The sequence below is a fragment of the Yersinia fenwicki genome, from assembly GCF_043099325.1.
Taxonomy (GTDB): domain Bacteria; phylum Pseudomonadota; class Gammaproteobacteria; order Enterobacterales; family Enterobacteriaceae; genus Yersinia.
Genome location: NZ_CP170755.1, coordinates 239,982 through 258,622, shown reverse-complemented (window position 1 = coordinate 258,622; position 18,641 = coordinate 239,982). Strand labels below are relative to the sequence as shown.

Below are 18,641 nucleotides of genomic sequence, written 5' to 3'. Positions count from 1 at the left end.
TTATAAAAAACGTTAAAAATCAGCCATCTACCACCTTAGAGGTATATGGCTGGCAAATTGATTTACATCAATGAGTGCGCTGTGCGGAAGATTAAGGTGAGGGTAGAAAATTAAAAATTGAGGCAAAAATGAGCAAAGTCAAACTTGCCATCATCGGCAACGGTATGGTCGGCCACCGCTTTATTGAAGACTTATTAGATAAAGCAGATAAAGATCAATTTGAGATAACCGTCTTTTGCGAAGAACCGCGCATCGCTTATGATCGGGTTCATCTTTCTTCTTACTTCTCCCACCACACTGCGGAAGAACTGTCATTAGTTCGCGAAGGTTTTTATGAAAAGCACGGCGTCAAAGTGCTGGTTGGCGAGCGCGCTATTACCATAAACCGCAAAGAAAAAGTCATCCACTCCAACAGCGGCCGTACTCTTTATTACGACAAGCTGATTATGGCGACCGGCTCCTATCCGTGGATCCCGCCGATTAAAGGCAGCGAAGGGCAAGACTGCTTTGTTTACCGCACCATTGAAGATTTAAATGCCATTGAAGCTTGCACCCGCCGCAGCAAACGCGGGGCAGTCATTGGTGGCGGATTGTTAGGGTTGGAAGCCGCAGGCGCACTGAAAAGCCTCGGCGTAGAAACCCATGTCATTGAGTTTGCTCCGGTATTAATGGCTGAACAGCTTGACCCAATGGGTGGTGACCAACTGCGCCAGAAGATTGAGCGCATGGGCGTCAGAGTTCACACTGGCAAAAATACGCAAGAAATTGTCCATACTGGACAAAACAGCCGCAAAACCATGCTGTTTGCCGATGGCACTCAGTTGGAAGTCGATTTTATCGTCTTCTCCACCGGTATCCGTCCACAAGACAAACTGGCCCACCAATGCGGTTTAGCCACAGCGCGCCGTGGTGGTATTGCTATCAATGATTATTGCCAAACCTCCGACCCGGATGTGTACGCCATTGGCGAATGTGCATCATGGCAAGAACGGACTTTCGGGCTAGTCGCACCAGGTTACAAAATGGCCCAAGTGACGGCTGACCATTTACTGGGGCGCGAAAATGCCTTCCAGGGCGCAGACATGAGCGCCAAACTCAAGCTCCTCGGTGTAGACGTGGGTGGGATTGGTGATGCCCACAGTCGCACTGAAGGCGCGCGAAGCTATGTTTATCTCGATGAAAGTAAAGAGATTTACAAACGTCTGGTGGTCAGTGCCGACAACAAAAAACTGCTCGGGGCGGTGCTGGTGGGTGATACCAGTGATTACGGTAACCTACTGCAATTAGCGCTGAATAATATTGAGCTACCGGAAAACCCCGATAGCCTGATTTTGCCAGCCCATGCGGGCAGTAAACCAGCGATGGGGGTTGATTCCCTACCGGATACCGCACAGATCTGCTCCTGTTTTGATGTCACCAAAGGCGATATTATTCAAGCCATCGGCCAGGGTTGCCATACCGTAGCAGCGCTTAAATCGGCGACGAAAGCCGGTACCGGTTGCGGCGGCTGCATTCCCTTAGTGACCCAAGTGTTGAATGCCGAACTCAGCAAGCAAGGCATTGAAGTTAATCACCATTTGTGTGAACACTTCGCATATTCACGTCAAGAGCTATATCACCTGATCCGTGTCGAAGGGATTAAAAGCTTTGACGCCTTGCTGGAAAAATATGGCAAAGGTTATGGCTGTGAAGTATGTAAACCGACGGTGGGCTCACTGCTAGCCTCCTGCTGGAATGAATATATATTGGAGCCGCAACACACCCCGTTGCAGGATACCAATGATAATTTCCTCGGCAATATCCAAAAAGACGGCACTTACTCGGTTATCCCGCGTTCACCGGGTGGGGAAATCACGCCTGATGGTCTGCTGGCCATTGGCCGCATCGCCAAACAATATAATCTCTATACCAAACTGACCGGCTCACAGCGCGTCGGGATGTTTGGCGCACAAAAAGACGATCTCCCGGCTATTTGGGCGCAGTTGATTGAAGCGGGCTTTGAGACCGGACACGCCTATGCCAAAGCACTGCGTATGGCAAAAACCTGTGTCGGTAGTACCTGGTGCCGCTTTGGGGTTGGCGATAGTATTGGCTTCGGTGTCGCACTGGAACACCGCTACAAGGGCATCCGTACACCACACAAAATGAAATTTGGTGTTTCCGGCTGTACCCGTGAGTGTTCAGAAGCACAGGGAAAAGATGTCGGGATTATCGCCACCGAAAACGGCTGGAATCTGTATGTCTGTGGCAACGGAGGGATGAAACCGCGTCATGCAGATTTACTGGCTGCAGATCTGGATAAAGAAACCCTAATGCGCTATCTCGACCGCTTTATGATGTTCTACATCCGCACCGCCGATAAGCTGCAACGCACCTCGGTATGGCTGGAAAGTCTGGAAGGGGGCATTAACTATCTACGCGCCGTCATTCTCGATGACAAATTGGGCATTAACGACCAGCTCGAAGCGGATATTGCTCGCCTACGCGATAAAGTCACCTGCGAATGGAAAGTCACCGTCGAAAACCCGGCTGCACAAGTCCGTTTCGCCCACTTTATCAACAGCCCGCTACGTGACCCGAATGTACAAGTAGTACCTGAACGTGAACAACATCGCCCGGCCCGTCCGGATGAACGCATCCCTGTTCGGGTGCTGGAACTGGAGGATAACTTATGAGTCAGTGGATTCCACTTTGCCCATTAGCCGATATTTTGCCCGGTAGCGGCGTATGTGGCCTGATTGGTGAGCATCAAGTCGCGGTATTCCGTCCTTATGCGGACGAACAGGTGTTTGCCATTAGCAACATCGACCCCTTCGCACAGGCCAGTGTGCTCTCGCGCGGATTAATTGCGGAGCATCAAGGTGATTTGTGGGTGGCCAGCCCGCTAAAAAAACAACATTTTCGCCTACATGATGGCTTCTGTCTGGAAGATGAGACGCGCTCGGTTGCCCATTTTGATACGCGGGTTCACGACGGCATTGTGCAAGTCAAAGCGTGATAGATAACTGGGGGATCCGGTCAATCTGGATCCTTAACAAAAATAACATCAATCATCCCCAAAGATATTGGCGTTGCAGCAAGGCAGCCAACGAGCTAATCCCGATGAGCTTATTTATTTTGAGATCAACGGCAGTCAGTGATTCAGGTTGGTGAGTGCAGCGAACACAGCTGCAGCGTCAAGAGCAAGGGGACTGGGATAGAGTATGTATACAGACACCATTAACAAATGCGCAGCCAATGCAGCGCGTATCGTCAAGCTGGCGAAAGAAAGCCCACTGGGCTTTTGGATTGGTTCAGCGATGGCCGGTGCTTATGTCGGCCTTGGCATTATTCTGATTTTCACCCTGGGCAATCTGATTGATCCCGCTTACCGCCCATTAGTCATGGGGGCCACCTTTGGTCTGGCGCTGACTTTGGTGATTATCGCCGGTTCAGAGCTGTTTACCGGCCACACCATGTTCCTGACCTTTGGGGTCAAAGCGGGCACCATCAAATCCAGTCAAATGTGGGCTGTACTGCCGCAAACCTGGCTGGGGAATCTGCTGGGTTCTGTTTTTGTTGCCCTGCTTTATTACTACGGCGGCGGTAACCTGCTGTCAGTGGATACCAGTTTAGTGCACACCGCGGCGCTGGCAAAAACCTCTGCGCCAGCTATGACCTTATTCTTTAAGGGTGTACTATGTAACTGGCTGGTTTGTCTGGCGATCTGGATGGCAATTCGGGTAGACGGTGCAGCTAAATTTATCGCTATTTGGTGGTGCTTGCTGGCCTTTATTGCCTCCGGTTACGAACACTCCGTAGCAAATATGACGCTGTTCGCCTTGTCTTGGTTCGGTCATCACAGCGAGGCTTACACCCTGAGCGGTATCGGTCATAACCTGCTGTGGGTGACACTGGGAAATACCCTGTCAGGCGCGGTATTTATGGGACTGGGTTATTGGTATGCCACCCCACGGGAGCAACGCCCACAGCCTGCGGTAGTCAATGCGCCACAAGCCGTAAAAGAGTGAGTTATACGAGATTAATGGCAAAACCAGTGAGTGAAGGGTTTACCGCACCTAGGGGCGCTCCGGCGACTTACGTCGCTACGACCCCAACGGCACGATTCCCCTTCAATTGACTTAGCCAGCAGTCAGATACCCGAATTCACCAGCTCTTAGGGGCTGGTTTTACCCCCTAGCGGCCTCAACCTGAAGGATTGCCCATGGACTACTTCCCGATTTTCTGCCAACTGCAAAACAAAGCCTGCCTGCTGGTCGGTGGTGGTGAAGTGGCCGAACGTAAAGCCCGCTTATTGCTTGATGCGGGTGCCGCCGTCACCGTGAATGCCTGTGAATTTACCGAGCAGTTTCGCGATTGGGCGGAACAGGGGCTGCTTTCATTAGTCAGCGGGGAATTCGCACCGGAACTGCTGGCAGAAAAATGGTTGGTAATTGCCGCAACTGACCAAGTGGCCGTCAATGCGTTGGTCTATCAAAGTGCCAACCAACAGCGGGTATTCTGCAATGTGGTTGATGACCCAAAACGCACCAGTTTTATTATGCCATCAATCATTGACCGCTCTCCTATCATGATAGCTATCTCTTCTGGCGGAAAAGCACCGGTATTAGCGCGATTGCTGCGAGAAAAACTGGAAGCTATGCTGCCACAGCATTTGGGCCAATTGGCACAGTTGGCAGGTCACTTACGTCAGCGGGTTAAACAGCATTTTACCGCGATGACTGACCGTCGCCGTTTCTGGGAAAAACTGCTCACCCACGACCGTCTGGCGCAATCACTGGCTAATGAGGATCAGGTACAAGCCGAGCAACACGTCGAACAATTGTTCAATGCACCACTGTCTGATCGCGGCGAAGTGGTATTAGTCGGAGCCGGGCCGGGGGATGCTGGTTTGCTGACATTGAAAGGTTTACAGCAGATTCAGCAAGCTGACGTGGTGGTGTATGACCGGCTGGTATCCGATGAAGTGATGAATTTAGTGCGACGCGACGCCGAGCGAATTTTTGTTGGTAAAGAGTCTGGCCGCCACACCGTGCCGCAGGATCAAATCAATCAGATTTTGCTGCAACAAGCACAACAAGGGAAACGTGTGGTGCGTTTGAAAGGCGGCGACCCGTTTATTTTTGGCCGTGGCGGCGAAGAGCTAGAAACACTAGCAGACTACAATATTCCGTTTTCTGTGGTACCGGGAATTACCGCAGCATCTGGCTGCTCAGCCTACAGCGGCATTCCACTGACCCATCGTGATCACGCCCAAAGTGTGCGGCTGATTACCGGCCACGCCAAGAAAGACAGTCAGTTGGATTGGGCCAATCTGGCGGCAGAAAAACAAACTCTGGTGTTCTATATGGGACTATCACAGGCCGGTGAGATTCAGCAGCAACTGATTCGACACGGTATGCCAGCGACAACCCCTGTTGCTCTGGTCGAGAATGGCACTTCGCGACATCAGCGGGTGGTAAGCGGCGAACTGAGTCAACTGGCACTGCTTTCTCAGCAGGTCAGCAGCCCGAGCCTGATTATCGTCGGCAGTGTTGTCAGCTTACGTGAAAAACTGAATTGGTTTTCCAGTGCGCAACATGACAAAGCAGAGATGAAGGAACAAGTTGAAAGAGTGGGTTGAGCTAAATTTGAGTCAGAAGGGGGAAGGCTCCCCCTTCGAATGACTTATTGATTCACTTATGGATGTGCAACAAAACCAATAGCTTCATACACTTTCGCCAGTGTATCTTGTGCGCGAGCACGCGCCTTAGCCGCGCCTTCACGCATCACTTCCTGCAAGAAAGCCTCGTCTTCGCGATATTGATGATAACGCGCCTGAAGCTCGCTCAGCATGCCAGAAACTGCATCGGCAACCGCACCTTTCAAATGACCATACATTTGGCCTTCAAACTGGGCTTCCAGCTCCGGAATAGACTGGCCTGTCACACCTGACAAAACATCCAGCAGGTTAGAAACACCGGCTTTCTTCTCGGTATCATAACGGATAACCGCTGGCTCATCAGAATCGGTCATGGCGCGTTTAATCTTTTTCACCACAGATTTAGGATCTTCCAACAATTCGATGACGTTATTACGGTTATCATCAGATTTGGACATTTTTTTGGTCGGATCCTGCAACGACATCACCCGCGCACCGGCTTTTGGAATAAATGGCTCTGGGATTTTGAAAATATCGCCATAGAGATTATTGAATCGGCTAGCGATATCACGGCTCAATTCCAGGTGTTGTTTCTGGTCTTCACCAACCGGTACCTGGTTAGTCTGATACAGCAAAATATCCGCCGCCATCAATACCGGATAATCGAATAAACCGGCGTTAATGTTTTCAGCATAACGGGCTGATTTGTCTTTGAACTGGGTCATGCGGCTCAGTTCGCCGAAGTAGGTGTAGCAGTTCAGCGCCCAGCCCAGTTGAGAGTGCTCTGGCACATGGGATTGAACAAAAATGGTGCTTTTCTGCGGATCAATACCGCAAGCTAGATACAGCGCCAAGGTATCAAGCGTTCTTTTACGCAGTAACGTTGGGTCTTGACGCGCAGTGATTGCATGCAGATCAACAATGCAATAAATGCAATCATAGTCATCCTGCATCTGTACCCACTGACGCAGCGCACCCATGTAATTGCCAATAGTCAATTCACCGGACGGCTGCGCGCCGCTAAATACGATAGGCTTTTGTTTATCGGATACAGCAGGTATTTCAGTGGGTTTACTCATTTTATACTTCCTGATCTTTTAAAGATGATAGCCCGATGGCGGGCAACAGACAGGCAAAGTGCTCCAGCACACAGTCAGGATGACTGGTGGCAATAGCTTCACCATAGTTATATCCATAGGTCAGCCCGACACAGGGACAACCCGCCGCCTGTGCGGCCATAATGTCATTACGTGAATCACCAACAAACAGCATCTCATGGGCATGCAAGCCAAGTTTGGCCAACAATAAATACAATGGAGCTGGATGCGGTTTCTTCACCACCACATCATCACCGCCAATAATGACGGAGAAATAATCGGCAATACCCAACGACGTCAGCAGCGGTGCAACAAATGGCGTGGGCTTATTGGTAATAAGGCCCATCGGCAGGCCACTGGCCGCCAGTTGATCCAATGTCGCTTTCACTTGCGGGAATAGCTGACTTCCCTGCTCAACCGTCTGGGCGTAATAGTGGTCAAACAATTCACGAGTATGCGCCACAGATTGCGCATCTGGCTCGCAACCAGCCCAGCGCAATGCACGCTCGACTAACACATCAGCGCCGTTGCCAATCCAGGTTGATACCAAATCCTTACCAGCAACCGGCAAGTTTTGATGTGACAGCGCCATATCAATCGCGCTGGCAAGCCCCGGAGCGCTATCAACCAATGTGCCATCCAAATCGAAAGCCATACCGCGAATAGAGTCGAACTTAGTCATTGGCAGACATCGCCAACTCACTGCGCATGGCATCAATGACTGCAGCGTAATCTGGCTGATTGAAAATAGCCGAACCGGCAACAAACATATCTGCACCTGCTGCCGCGATATCGCGGATATTATCCACTTTAACACCACCATCTACTTCCAAACGAATGTCATAACCGCTGTCATCAATCAACTTACGCACCTGACGCAATTTATTCAGCGTTTCAGGAATGAAGGACTGACCGCCGAAGCCGGGGTTCACCGACATCAACAAAATGACATCCAGCTTATCCATCACATAGTCGAGATAGCTAAGCGGAGTGGCAGGGTTGAACACCAAACCCGCCTTACAGCCATTCTCTTTGATGAGCTGCAAGGTGCGGTCAACATGTTCTGAGGCTTCAGGATGGAATGAGATGTAGGTGGCACCTGCTTTAGCAAAATCAGGGACAATACGGTCGACCGGTTTCACCATCAGATGGACATCAATAGGGGCAGTAATACCGTAATCACGCAGAGCCTTGCACACCATCGGCCCGATAGTCAGATTAGGAACGTAGTGATTGTCCATCACATCAAAATGCACAACATCAGCACCAGCGGCGAGCACCTTGGCGGTATCCTCACCCAAGCGGGCAAAATCTGCTGACAGAATAGACGGGGCAATTAAAAACTTTTTCATCCGCTTCTCCAAACGTGTCTCTTTGCTTTATGAGGCGTCAGCATGACAAGCTTTCTCTCTCATAAACCATGGGGTTTGAATCTTTACTGAGCGGTAGTCCCCACTCAGCTATACAGCGCCAAAAGCTCATTCACTTTACTACGGCCAAGGATATTACGGCTGATAGTACGGCGCGCTTTTACCACATGCAGTGACGCCTGATGATACCAATCGCGCGTCAGTTCTGTGTCGTGATTAGAAATCAGAACCGGGATCTTGTTTTCTGCTGACAGTTGGTAAGCCAGACGAGCCAGATTCTGTTGATCCACTAGACCAAAGTTACTGGTGTGATATGCCGTAAAGTTAGCCGTCGCTGATAATGGCGCATACGGAGGATCGCAGTAAACCACAGCCCCATGCACAGCTTTTAGCAAAGTTTCCTGATAGTGCTCACAAACAAAAATGGCATTTTGCGATTTTTCAGCAAACCAATACAGCTCATTTTCCGGGAAATAAGGTCTTTTGTAACGACCAAAAGGTACATTAAATTCACCGCTCAAATTATAACGGCACAAACCGTTATAACAGTGGCGATTCAAGTAGAGAAACAATAATGCACGGCGATAGGCATCGCTGCTGGCGTTAAACTCTTGACGCAGTTGATAAAACTGTTCGGAATGATTGAAATCGCCGGTGAATAAAACGCGAGCATCCCGCACGAAGTCATCAGTGCGGTCCTTCACGATATTGTAGAGGTTGATCAGATCACTGTTGATATCGGCCAGTATGTAAGATTCATACTCGGTGTTAAGGAACACCGAACCCGCACCGACGAATGGCTCTATCAAGCAGTCTCCCGCTGGTAGATGGCGTCGAATGTCATCAACCAGCGGATATTTCCCACCAGCCCATTTTAAAAAAGCGCGGTTTTTCTTCATGCCGTCAGTTAGCTACTTAATAATTCAGAGCCGCAGATTGTACTCTGTTTCAGACAGCACATCAGCGCACAAATAAGAATGATTTATTTTCTAAGGTCTTGCTGTACTTGTTGTACAGGTTTAACCCACGGTTTTTTCGCCTGAACATCGGCAGGTAAGGTGGCTATCGCCCTTTTTGCATCAGCAGAAGAGGCGTAGTTGCCACTCACCAGGATGTACCAAGGCTTACCATCACGTTTAGTTTCATACACATGATAGTCAGATAATTTTTGCTGCTTGGCATAAGCATTCAAGGTATCTGAACGCGATGCACTGCTCAATTGCAACGTAAAGTGACTGCCAGGAGCATTCTTCAATGCGCTGCTGCTGCCAGCTGAGCCTGACTTCACCCCTGCGGAAGCAGCTGGAGCAACAGCCGTAGTCGGATTTTTATGGCTAATTGCAGGTTGTTTAGTCGCAGCTGCGGCCTGCTTCTGCGCCGGGTGGGTAATGGTTTCCCTTGCTACTGGCACTTTGGCCCCTTTCGAGGTCGAAACCGTCGCGGGTGCTGTTGGCAATGTGGATGTCTGACCATCATTCATGTTCTGAGACAAGGTATCTACCTGCCCCTGAGTCTGAGAGAGTGCGTCAGACATATTACCCGGTAATTCAACACGTTGAGTCGGAGCGTTGGTAGAAGACTGCGGCGCGGCCTCGGTAGGCGTCGGAGAAATCGGCGGAACATTGATATCTTGTGGCTGAGCGCTGTTCTTCACGCCATTGGCATCATGACCATCGGTAGTATTATTTGCTACACCGGGTTGGGTATTATTGCCGCTGGTCAGTGAGGATGAATCAGACAGATTGATGTTTCGCGTAGCATCCACATTTGGATTTTGTTGGGATGCTTCATGCTCTGTCGGTGCTTTCAGGGCTGAACCGATGGCAATAATAATCAATAACAGCACTAAAATGCCGATACCAATCATCATATGTTGGCGTGAAACAGCAAGCTTAGGCCCAGTCGAAGACTTACGGGCACGTGTAGGGCGACGGTCACTGCTATCTGGTTTCAGATCGTCTTCCGGCTTTAAATCATCCATCTAAACCCTCCAACTAGAGGCAAAAGCCTACCGCATATATCATTGCAGCCCGGCTGATTGATTTTACTGACTGCTAACAGGCTAAACCGCCCGCAGCAAAGGAATATGATAAAACGTATAATATCGTACTTATACCATTTTCTATAACTGGCAATCAGTGATAGATGCCAGCACCATGTCATGAGCGATACCGCTACGAATTTCTGACTGACCTATCGCAGTTGGCAGTACCAGACGAAGCTCTCCGGCCAGCACTTTTTTATCTCGCATCATGTGGGTTAAATAGGATTCTGGCGTCATTTCCTGCGGCCCGCTAACTGGCAGACCGGCACGTAAAAGGAGTTTCTTGATACGCTCAACATCTTTAGCTGAGAACTGGCCCAATCGACGGGAGGTGTTAGCGGCCATCATCATACCGGCAGCAACAGCTTCCCCGTGTAGCCAGACGCCATAACCCATTTCGGCCTCAATGGCATGACCATAAGTATGGCCCAAATTGAGTAAAGCGCGCATCCCGCTCTCTTCCCGTTCATCGGCAGCGACAACATCGGCTTTCAATTCACAACAGCGACGGATGCAGTAGGCTAATGCCGACATATCCAATGCAAGAAGTGAGTCGATATTGATTTCCAGCCACTCAAAGAAAGCTGCGTCAAGAATGATGCCGTATTTGATAACTTCAGCCAGCCCGGAAGCAAGCTCACGTGAAGGGAGGGTTTTGAGACAGTTAAGGTCAACCACCACCGATGCGGGCTGGTAGAAAGCACCAATCATGTTCTTACCCAATGGATGATTCACTGCGGTTTTACCACCGACAGAGGAATCCACTTGAGAAAGTAAAGTAGTAGGAACTTGAATAAAGCGAACACCGCGCTGATAGCAAGCAGCGGCAAAACCGGTCAGGTCGCCTACTACACCGCCCCCCAAGGCGACAAGTGTAGTATCACGACCGTGCGGTTTTTCCAGAAGGGCAGAAAATACCTGCTCCAGAACGCTCAGAGATTTATACTGCTCGCCATCAGGTAAAATTACCTGATCAACTTTAATGCCACCTTGTTCCAGTACTGCCCGGAGCGAATCCAGATAGAGTGGCGCTAGCGTTTGGTTGGTGACCAGCATAACCTGGTCACCCGCTTTCAGCGGCTTAAAAGAGGCTGGATCATTAAATAATCCAGCAGCGATCGTAATCGGGTAGCTACGCTCCCCTAACGTGACAGTAATCTTCTCCATGTCGCGCCCAGTAACCTTCTTAACTTACGCCCGTGGGCATTAGTAAAATGCTAAAATCAATTACTTTCCAGCATGTTGATAATCTGGTTAGCAACAACTTTCGCGCTTTGATCGTCAGTGCGGATGGTGACATCTGCAATTTCTTCGTATAACGGATTACGTTCTTTTGCCAGTGCTTCTAACACTTCACGCGGAGGCGAATCAACCTGCAACAACGGACGTTTTTTGTCACGCTGCGTACGAGCCAACTGCTTTTCGATAGTGGTTTCCAAGTACACCACAACGCCACGGGCTGACAAACGGTTACGGGTTTCTCTGGATTTAACAGAGCCACCACCGGTTGCCAGCACAATGCCTTGTTTTTCCGTCAGTTCATTAATAACTTTTTCTTCACGATCGCGGAAACCTTCTTCGCCTTCCACGTCGAATACCCAGCCCACGTCAGCTCCGGTACGTCGCTCAATTTCTTGATCAGAGTCGAAAAACTCCATATTGAGTTGCTGAGCTAACTGACGACCAATAGTGCTTTTGCCGGCACCCATAGGCCCAACCAGAAAGATATTGCGTTTCTCTGCCATGTTTTTGGTATTACTAAGACTATTCGTTAATGATAACCCGCCCCGCCAATCAAATTAGCAACGGGACCTAAACTGAAACCTCATGAGCGATAGTGCGAGATCAGACGGAAAATTATCTCAGCACTTCTGGTAGTTTGGCAACCGAATAAATCGTTGTACACGTCGTGGGAGGGAAACCATACGTTTTTATCGGCGTATCAACGTTATTAAAAACCTCGGAGCTCAATTCGGTAACCCTTGTAAGCTAAATCCGAGGCAGCGTCAAATTTAGAAGCCTCCAATCACACAAAAAGTTGCAGAAAGTCACCAAGATTGGTCTGTTTTCATAAATCAGCACTTCGTAATACTCAAGCACTGATTAACCTTGGCGTGATGAAAATAACTAACTCCCGACGACTTTGTTGCCGGGCATCCTGTTTAAACAGCCCACCCAACCAAGGAATATCGGCTAATACAGGGACTTTATTAAGCCCATGACTGCTTTTTTGCTGGAAAATCCCGCCTAACACAATCGTTTCGCCATCATTTACCGTAATTTGGGTTTGTATTTCCTGCTTATCTATTAATAAAGTTTCACTATCACCACGTTTCATCGCCATTCCTGGCATATTTTGGCTGATTTTTAAGTTTAAAGTAATTTTACCATTCCGCAGTATTTTCGGTGTGACCTCCATCCCTAGCACCGCTTCTTTAAACTCAATCGTAGTCGCCCCTTTTTTACCCTGCGAGACAGTATATGGAATATCAGAACCTTGCTTGATACTGGCAGTTTGTTGATGGGAGGTCACTAACCGAGGGCTGGCAATTATGTCGACCTGATTTTCCTGTTCCAGTGCGCTCAACTCCAGTTCCAGTAGCCGCCCCCCGATGCGGGCAACATTAAAACCAGCGCTGACGGCACTATTTGGTAGAGGCAAATTTACATTAAAATCACTCATTCGAAGTGACGAGGTGGGTTTGGTATCCCCCATACCCCAGCGTACGCCAAGTTCTTGCAAGTTTTCGCGGCTGATGGTCACGATATGCGCGGCCAACTGGACTTGCTGTAAAGGCAAATCCATCTCTCCCAGCCAATTTTTTAATAATGCTAATGATGCGGGAGTATCGCGAATCAATAATGTATTGGTACGTTTATCTACCACCACACTGCCCAACGTGGACAGTAGCTCCCCTTCCGCCAGATTCAAACTATCTGCAACTTCTTCGGCATCGGCATATTGTAAGGCGAAGCTCAAATTGCTCAGTAATTCCGGCGCGTTTTTTTGTTCCGCCCGCAGTCGTCTTTCCTCACTATCCTGTTCGGTGAAAACCATCATCACCGCCCCTTCCCGCTCGACTTTCAAGTGACTCATCCGTAAAACGATAGCAAGCGCTTGATCCCAAGGAGTATCCACTAGCCGGAGACTGAGATTCCTGCCAATATCTGATGCAATGACTAAATTCAATTGTTGATAGTCCGCCAGTGCTTGTAACACCACGGAGACGGGAGCATCTTGAAACTCCAGTGAAACTGGCTTGCCACTTTTGGCATCAATGGCAAAAGAAGTGATTAGCAAAACGCCGCACAACAGAAAGGTAGATAATGGCTCTCGCGTCATACAACATACATTCCAAAGCCGGTTTTTGATTTTAAATATATTTGTGATTTTAAATCGCGAGACTCTCATCAGATTCATTCCTTTTAATACTGATTATTAATGGGTTAGCGCATTGAAAGCACCACAGAACCCGATGAGCCTGAGCATGGCCGTTCTACGTTGACATGCTGGAGACTCACCTGTCGCTCACTGATGTGAGTTACCTGCCAATAGGGCAATAAGCGTGTTTCTATCGCCACCTTTTGCCACTGCCCCTCTGAACGTTGTACCCAGCCAATATGATAATCTGCACCGCGTACAATGCCCTGCAATCGCCATCCGGCAAACGTTTTCCGCTCATCATCACAAGATGCTGTTGATATTCGCTCAAAAGGATTGCGCCCAAGCTCTGCCAATAGGGATTCTGCACCCACAGCCGGAACCTGTGATACTGCGACAAGTAACCCTCCGATCACCCACGCACTCTTACGGTAATCACTCACTTCCACCTCCAAAAAAATACTCTTGTAGTGTTAGTTTTACGGTCAGTGCATTTTTATCACGTGTAATATCAGTTAGTTGTATTTGAACCGATGATGAGGTGGAGACTAACTGACGAAGTAAATGGAGTAATCCATAAAAGTTGATCCGTAAGGTTGCAGCCCATTGCTGTTGCTCGACCAAATCTGCTCCGCCGCCCCCTACAAGCGCTTCAGATTGCCGCTGCCAACTTATAACCTGTCCACCAAAAGGCCCAATCCATTTGCCGACTAAATGTGCTATTGAGCTAGCGGGTTGCTGTCGCGATGCTTCTGCCACACTCAACGCGGTCAGTTCCTGTTGCAGAGAAAATAGCGATGGCAACAGTGCCAACTCTGACTGTTGCCGCTCAACCTGTTGCTGGTGTTGGATAATTTCCTGAGTGCTGAACTGCTGCTGTTGCCATTGAGGACGTAGCAGCATGCTATAAGCACCTAAACCAATCAGCCCCAGTAGCCCCCATTGATATAAGCAGAGCTGCCAACCAGGCCGATCCAGCCAACGTTGCAACTGTTTATTCATCACTGATACCCTCCTGAGGCCAATCTACCTGTGCCATAAACCGAAAATGCCCATCATCCCGCTGAGAAATCCGCTGCAGGCGTACATTTGCCAATAGAGGCTGTCGGCCCAATTGCGCTAAAAAATGATGGATCGCGGCGTAATCTTGGCTAACCGCCTCGAAAACCAGCTTATCGCTTTGCGGTGTCAGGCTGATCAACCAGCAGTTATCGGGAATTTGCTGGGATAGCTGTTGCAATAACACCGAATAGCGATGAGCAGATTGATACATCTGTGCTCGTTGCTCTGCACGCTGTTTTTGCGCCATGAGTTGTTGCACCTGTTGATGCTGCTGGCTCAATACTGTCTGCTGTTGCAAAAGTGCCTTCAGACTGCCTTGTTGGCTAATTTGTCGTGAGTGTGACTGCATCTGCATAGCCACCAGGGTGATGGCAAAAAAAATCCCTTTACACAAGCCTATGTTGCGCCAAAATCGGTAACGAGATAACTGACGCGCTGCACGCCATGATGAAAAGTTAACTTGATACATCAGTCATCTACCGGGCGTAATGCCAGCCCTCCGGCTAAGGTGAATTCTGCCGGTGATGAAGGCAAGGGAGGTTGATACTGAGTAAATGCGGCAAAAGGTGACCAGAGTGCAGTATTTTCCGGTGCAGGCTCATCCATGATACTGCTGTAATACACGTTGACTGCCTTATCACTCAATTCAGAATATTGGCTATCAAGTTGCGTCAATAAAATAGATAACGAATTGAGCATATTAGAGCCGCTCTCCGGTGCACCGTCAGTATCAATGGCTACCACACCGAAGATAAACGGCATGTCATTGGAGGAAACCCATAACCACTCATGCGCCAGCCGATGGACTAACCAATAAGGCCCTACCAAACCGGCTGCCGTCGCCATATAACGTAGAGCGCAGGGGGTGATATCAATGATGTGTGATGGCAGATCAGCCTGTTGTAAACATTCTTGCCATTGACGAACTTCTGACTGGCGGGCAGCAGTGGTTAATAATTCACCGCCAGATATCGCCCGATAATCCAGTGCCAACTCCTGACTGCTTACCGGGAAAAGCTTACTCGCCAACGCATGAATGAAACCCTCGCGTTCAGGTTCTCGTAGCCGCCGATCCGGTGCGGGAATGGTCTGCTGCAATATGCGCTGTGCTGGCAATGCAATGCGTAATGAAATATGTCTCGGTAATTGTTTGCGTAATAATTTGAGTTTGTCGCTAACCACATCTGGCTGTTGTAAAATACCCTCCCGCACAGCCCCATAAGGTAAGGTTTGATGCCACCAGAACCGCAGTTGCCAACCATAGCGCCGTCTGACAACTGCCAAGGCGCGTATCGCCTCCATTTGAATATCTAGCCCAACCTGCCAATATTGTGTGTACATCTTTGTCGACCTCCATGTCGAGACAGAATAAAAGAACGTATCCATGTAACGGGCTTGCCTTTATACTACGGCGCGGTTGTTTATAAACTGCCCAATTGACATTGAATGGGAAATCTCAGGTGAAGTTCGTAAAGTATTTTTTGATCCTTGCGGTGTGTTGCATTTTACTGGGAGCAGCCTCGATATTTGGCCTGTACAAATATATTGAGCCTCAGCTACCCGACGTTGCCACACTGAAAGATGTCCGGCTGCAAACACCTATGTTGGTGTATAGCGCCGAAGGCGAATTGATCGCCCAATACGGTGAAAAGCGCCGTATCCCGTTGACATTAAAACAAATTCCACCAGAAATGGTGCATGCGTTTATTGCGACGGAAGATAGCCGATTCTATGAGCATCACGGTGTGGACCCGGTGGGTATCCTACGTGCGGCTTCTATTGCTATGGTGTCGGGGCGCGCCTCTCAAGGGGCCAGTACCATCACCCAGCAGTTAGCGCGAAACTTTTTCTTAAGCCCGGAACGAACCTTGATGCGTAAAATCAAGGAGGCTTTTCTGGCGATTCGCATTGAACAGCTACTGACCAAAGATGAAATTCTTGAGTTATATCTGAACAAGATCTATCTGGGTTACCGCGCCTATGGTGTCGGAGCGGCGGCGCAGGTTTATTTCGGTAAAGAAGTTAACGAGTTGACTCTCAGCCAGATGGCGATGATTGCCGGTTTGCCAAAAGCGCCATCAACGTTCAACCCGCTTTACTCACATGACCGCGCTGTTGCGCGTCGTAATGTGGTGCTGTCGCGCATGTTGGATGAAAAGTACATCACCCAAGCGCAGTACGATCAGGCTCGCAGTGAAGAGTTGGTTGCCAACTACCATGCACCACAAATTGCTTTCTCAGCACCTTATCTGTCCGAAATGGTGCGGCAGGAAATGATTAAGCGCTATGGTGAAAACGCCTACACCGACGGCTATCAGGTCTATACCACTATCACCAAAAAGCTTCAGCTCGCGGCGGTGGATTCCTTACGCGCCAATGTGTTGGCTTATGACATGCGCCACGGCTATCGTGGCCCATCCAATGTGTTATGGAAGGTAGGCGAAAGCGCATGGAGTCGTGAGCAAATTATTGATTCACTGAAAACACTGCCAGTCTATGGTCCACTGTTGCCTGCGGTTATCACTGAGGCAAATGCGGAACAGGCAACTGCCATGTTGGCTGATGGTAGCAGCGTGACATTACCGATGGCCGGTATGCGCTGGGCGCGTCCGTATAAATCTGATAATGCTCAGGGGCCGACACCTAAAAAAGTGACTGATGTAGTTCAGCCAGGTCAGCAAATTTGGGTCAGAAAAGTGGATGACAACTGGTGGCTCGCTCAAGTGCCAGACGTCAACTCCGCCTTGGTTTCTATTGACCCCAATAATGGTGCAATTAAAGCGCTGGTAGGCGGTTTTGACTTTAACCAAAGTAAATTCAACCGTGTTACACAGGCATTGCGTCAGGTAGGTTCGAATATCAAACCTTTCCTGTACACCGCGGCAATGGACAAAGGTCTCACCTTAGCAAGCATTCTCAACGACTTACCGATTACGCGTTGGGATGCGGGTGCAGGTACCGATTGGCGACCAAAAAACTCGCCACCCACTTATGACGGCCCGATTCGTCTGCGTCAGGGCTTGGGTCAATCGAAAAACGTGGTGATGGTTCGAGCCATGCGCGCTATGGGTGTGGATTATGCGGCTGAATATCTGCAACGCTTTGGTTTCCCGGCACAAAACATTGTGCATTCAGAATCATTGGCGCTGGGTTCCGCTTCATTCACGCCATTGCAGCTAGTCCGAGGTTATGCGGTGCTGGCAAACGGCGGCTATTTAGTCGATCCGTATTTCATCACCAAAATCACCGATGATACCGGCAATGTGCTGTTTGAAACGAAGCCGAAGATTGTTTGTGAAGAGTGTAACTTACCGGTCATTTACGGCGACACGCAGCGCTCTGTAGTGCTGTCCGATGATAACACCGAAAACGTGGCGACTTCACAAACCAATAACGCCAGCAATGTGCCAATGCCGGAGCTGGAACAAGTCACCCCAGCGCAAGCTAAGCTCAATAGCGATGAGCAGTATGCGCCGCATGTCATAAGCACGCCGCTGGCGTTCCTGATTCGTGATGCATTGAACTCCAACATCTTCGGTGAACCGGGCTGGATGGGGACAGGCTGGCGTGCTGGGCGCGACTTAAAACGCAAAGATATCGGCGGTAAAACCGGTACCACCAATAACTCGAAAGATGCCTGGTTCTCCGGCTATGGCCCGGATACCGTGACCTCAGTCTGGATTGGTTTTGACGATCATCGCCGCGACTTGGGTCGTAGTAGTGCATCTGGCGCAATTTCTGATCAGATTTCAGGTGCTGAAGGCGGGGCGAAAACGGCTCAACCGGCATGGAATGACTTTATGAAAGTGGCCCTTGAAGGTTTGCCGGAAAAACAAGTCGCGCCACCACCGGGTATCGTCAGTGTAGTGATTGATAAGCAAACAGGTAAGCTATCCACAGGTGGGCCAGGTAGCCGCTCAGAGTACTTTATCGAGGGGACACAACCCACCGAATATTCTGTACATGAAGCGGGTACGACGCTGATGGATAACGGCCAGACTCACGAACTGTTCTGATAATTGAGTCACTGCTAATAAGCCGGGTA

At 49.4% G+C, this 18,641-nt stretch carries 17 protein-coding genes; 5 read left to right on the top strand and 12 right to left on the bottom strand.

The window, feature by feature from the left end; translation table 11 throughout:
• Positions 1-128 precede the first annotated feature (128 nt).
• From nirB to cysG, 4 genes are all read left to right on the top strand, one after another.
• Positions 129-2,675 carry a nitrite reductase large subunit NirB gene (gene nirB, locus ACF3VQ_RS01035; protein ID WP_392433059.1) on the top strand — a complete coding sequence of 849 codons (2,547 nt, stop codon included), beginning with the start codon at positions 129-131 and terminating at the stop codon, positions 2,673-2,675.
• A complete protein-coding gene (gene nirD / locus ACF3VQ_RS01030) occupies positions 2,672-2,998 on the top strand; it encodes a nitrite reductase small subunit NirD (protein WP_392433058.1) in 327 nt (108 codons plus the stop codon). Before nirB ends, nirD begins: the two co-directional genes overlap by 4 nt.
• 205 nt (positions 2,999-3,203) lie before the next feature.
• A complete protein-coding gene (gene nirC / locus ACF3VQ_RS01025; protein ID WP_392433057.1) occupies positions 3,204-4,010 on the top strand; it encodes a nitrite transporter NirC in 807 nt (268 codons plus the stop codon).
• 194 nt (positions 4,011-4,204) lie between these two features.
• Complete coding sequence (cysG, locus tag ACF3VQ_RS01020) at positions 4,205-5,623, top strand: siroheme synthase CysG (protein WP_392433056.1); 1,419 nt, start codon at positions 4,205-4,207, stop codon at positions 5,621-5,623.
• 56 nt (positions 5,624-5,679) lie between these two features.
• On the opposite strand, the gene trpS is transcribed toward cysG, so the two are convergent.
• The 12 genes from trpS to pilM form a co-directional block, all read right to left on the bottom strand.
• The gene (trpS, locus tag ACF3VQ_RS01015) at positions 5,680-6,720 is read right to left on the bottom strand and encodes a tryptophan--tRNA ligase (RefSeq protein ID WP_392433055.1); all 1,041 of its coding nucleotides are present in this window, start codon (positions 6,718-6,720) and stop codon (positions 5,680-5,682) included.
• Position 6,721: 1 nt separating this feature from the next.
• On the bottom strand, positions 6,722-7,420 hold the full coding sequence (locus tag ACF3VQ_RS01010) for a phosphoglycolate phosphatase (RefSeq protein ID WP_392433054.1): 699 nt from the start codon (positions 7,418-7,420) through the stop codon (positions 6,722-6,724).
• On the bottom strand, positions 7,413-8,090 hold the full coding sequence (gene rpe / locus ACF3VQ_RS01005) for a ribulose-phosphate 3-epimerase (protein WP_392433053.1): 678 nt from the start codon (positions 8,088-8,090) through the stop codon (positions 7,413-7,415). Before rpe ends, ACF3VQ_RS01010 begins: the two co-directional genes overlap by 8 nt.
• A gap of 104 nt (positions 8,091-8,194) precedes the next feature.
• Positions 8,195-9,007 (bottom strand): adenine-specific DNA-methyltransferase, encoded by an 813-nt coding sequence (dam, locus tag ACF3VQ_RS01000; RefSeq protein ID WP_392433052.1) that lies wholly within the window; start codon positions 9,005-9,007, stop codon positions 8,195-8,197.
• Positions 9,008-9,090: 83 nt separating this feature from the next.
• Complete coding sequence (locus ACF3VQ_RS00995; protein ID WP_392433051.1) at positions 9,091-10,089, bottom strand: SPOR domain-containing protein; 999 nt, start codon at positions 10,087-10,089, stop codon at positions 9,091-9,093.
• A gap of 141 nt (positions 10,090-10,230) precedes the next feature.
• The gene (gene aroB, locus ACF3VQ_RS00990; protein WP_392433050.1) at positions 10,231-11,319 is read right to left on the bottom strand and encodes a 3-dehydroquinate synthase; all 1,089 of its coding nucleotides are present in this window, start codon (positions 11,317-11,319) and stop codon (positions 10,231-10,233) included.
• A gap of 56 nt (positions 11,320-11,375) precedes the next feature.
• A complete protein-coding gene (gene aroK, locus ACF3VQ_RS00985) occupies positions 11,376-11,897 on the bottom strand; it encodes a shikimate kinase AroK (protein ID WP_004391482.1) in 522 nt (173 codons plus the stop codon).
• 347 nt (positions 11,898-12,244) lie between these two features.
• Positions 12,245-13,564 carry a DNA uptake porin HofQ gene (gene hofQ, locus ACF3VQ_RS00980; RefSeq protein WP_392433049.1) on the bottom strand — a complete coding sequence of 440 codons (1,320 nt, stop codon included), beginning with the start codon at positions 13,562-13,564 and terminating at the stop codon, positions 12,245-12,247.
• A 35-nt stretch (positions 13,565-13,599) separates the two neighbouring features.
• Positions 13,600-13,950: a pilus assembly protein PilP gene (locus tag ACF3VQ_RS00975; protein WP_392435766.1), complete on the bottom strand. Its 351-nt coding sequence runs from the start codon at positions 13,948-13,950 to the stop codon at positions 13,600-13,602.
• Positions 13,951-13,969: 19 nt separating this feature from the next.
• A complete protein-coding gene (locus ACF3VQ_RS00970; RefSeq protein ID WP_392433048.1) occupies positions 13,970-14,536 on the bottom strand; it encodes a pilus assembly protein PilO in 567 nt (188 codons plus the stop codon).
• Positions 14,529-15,065, bottom strand: a complete 537-nt coding sequence (locus ACF3VQ_RS00965) for a PilN domain-containing protein (protein WP_392433047.1) — start codon at positions 15,063-15,065, stop codon at positions 14,529-14,531. The genes ACF3VQ_RS00970 and ACF3VQ_RS00965 overlap by 8 nt, the downstream gene beginning before the upstream one ends.
• Positions 15,065-15,937, bottom strand: a complete 873-nt coding sequence (gene pilM / locus ACF3VQ_RS00960; protein WP_392433046.1) for a type IV pilus biogenesis protein PilM — start codon at positions 15,935-15,937, stop codon at positions 15,065-15,067. The genes ACF3VQ_RS00965 and pilM overlap by 1 nt, the downstream gene beginning before the upstream one ends.
• Positions 15,938-16,056: 119 nt before the next feature.
• Here pilM and mrcA point away from each other — a divergent pair, with 119 nt between their 5' ends.
• Complete coding sequence (mrcA, locus tag ACF3VQ_RS00955) at positions 16,057-18,612, top strand: peptidoglycan glycosyltransferase/peptidoglycan DD-transpeptidase MrcA (protein ID WP_392433045.1); 2,556 nt, start codon at positions 16,057-16,059, stop codon at positions 18,610-18,612.
• The last annotated feature ends 29 nt before the right edge of the window (positions 18,613-18,641 follow it).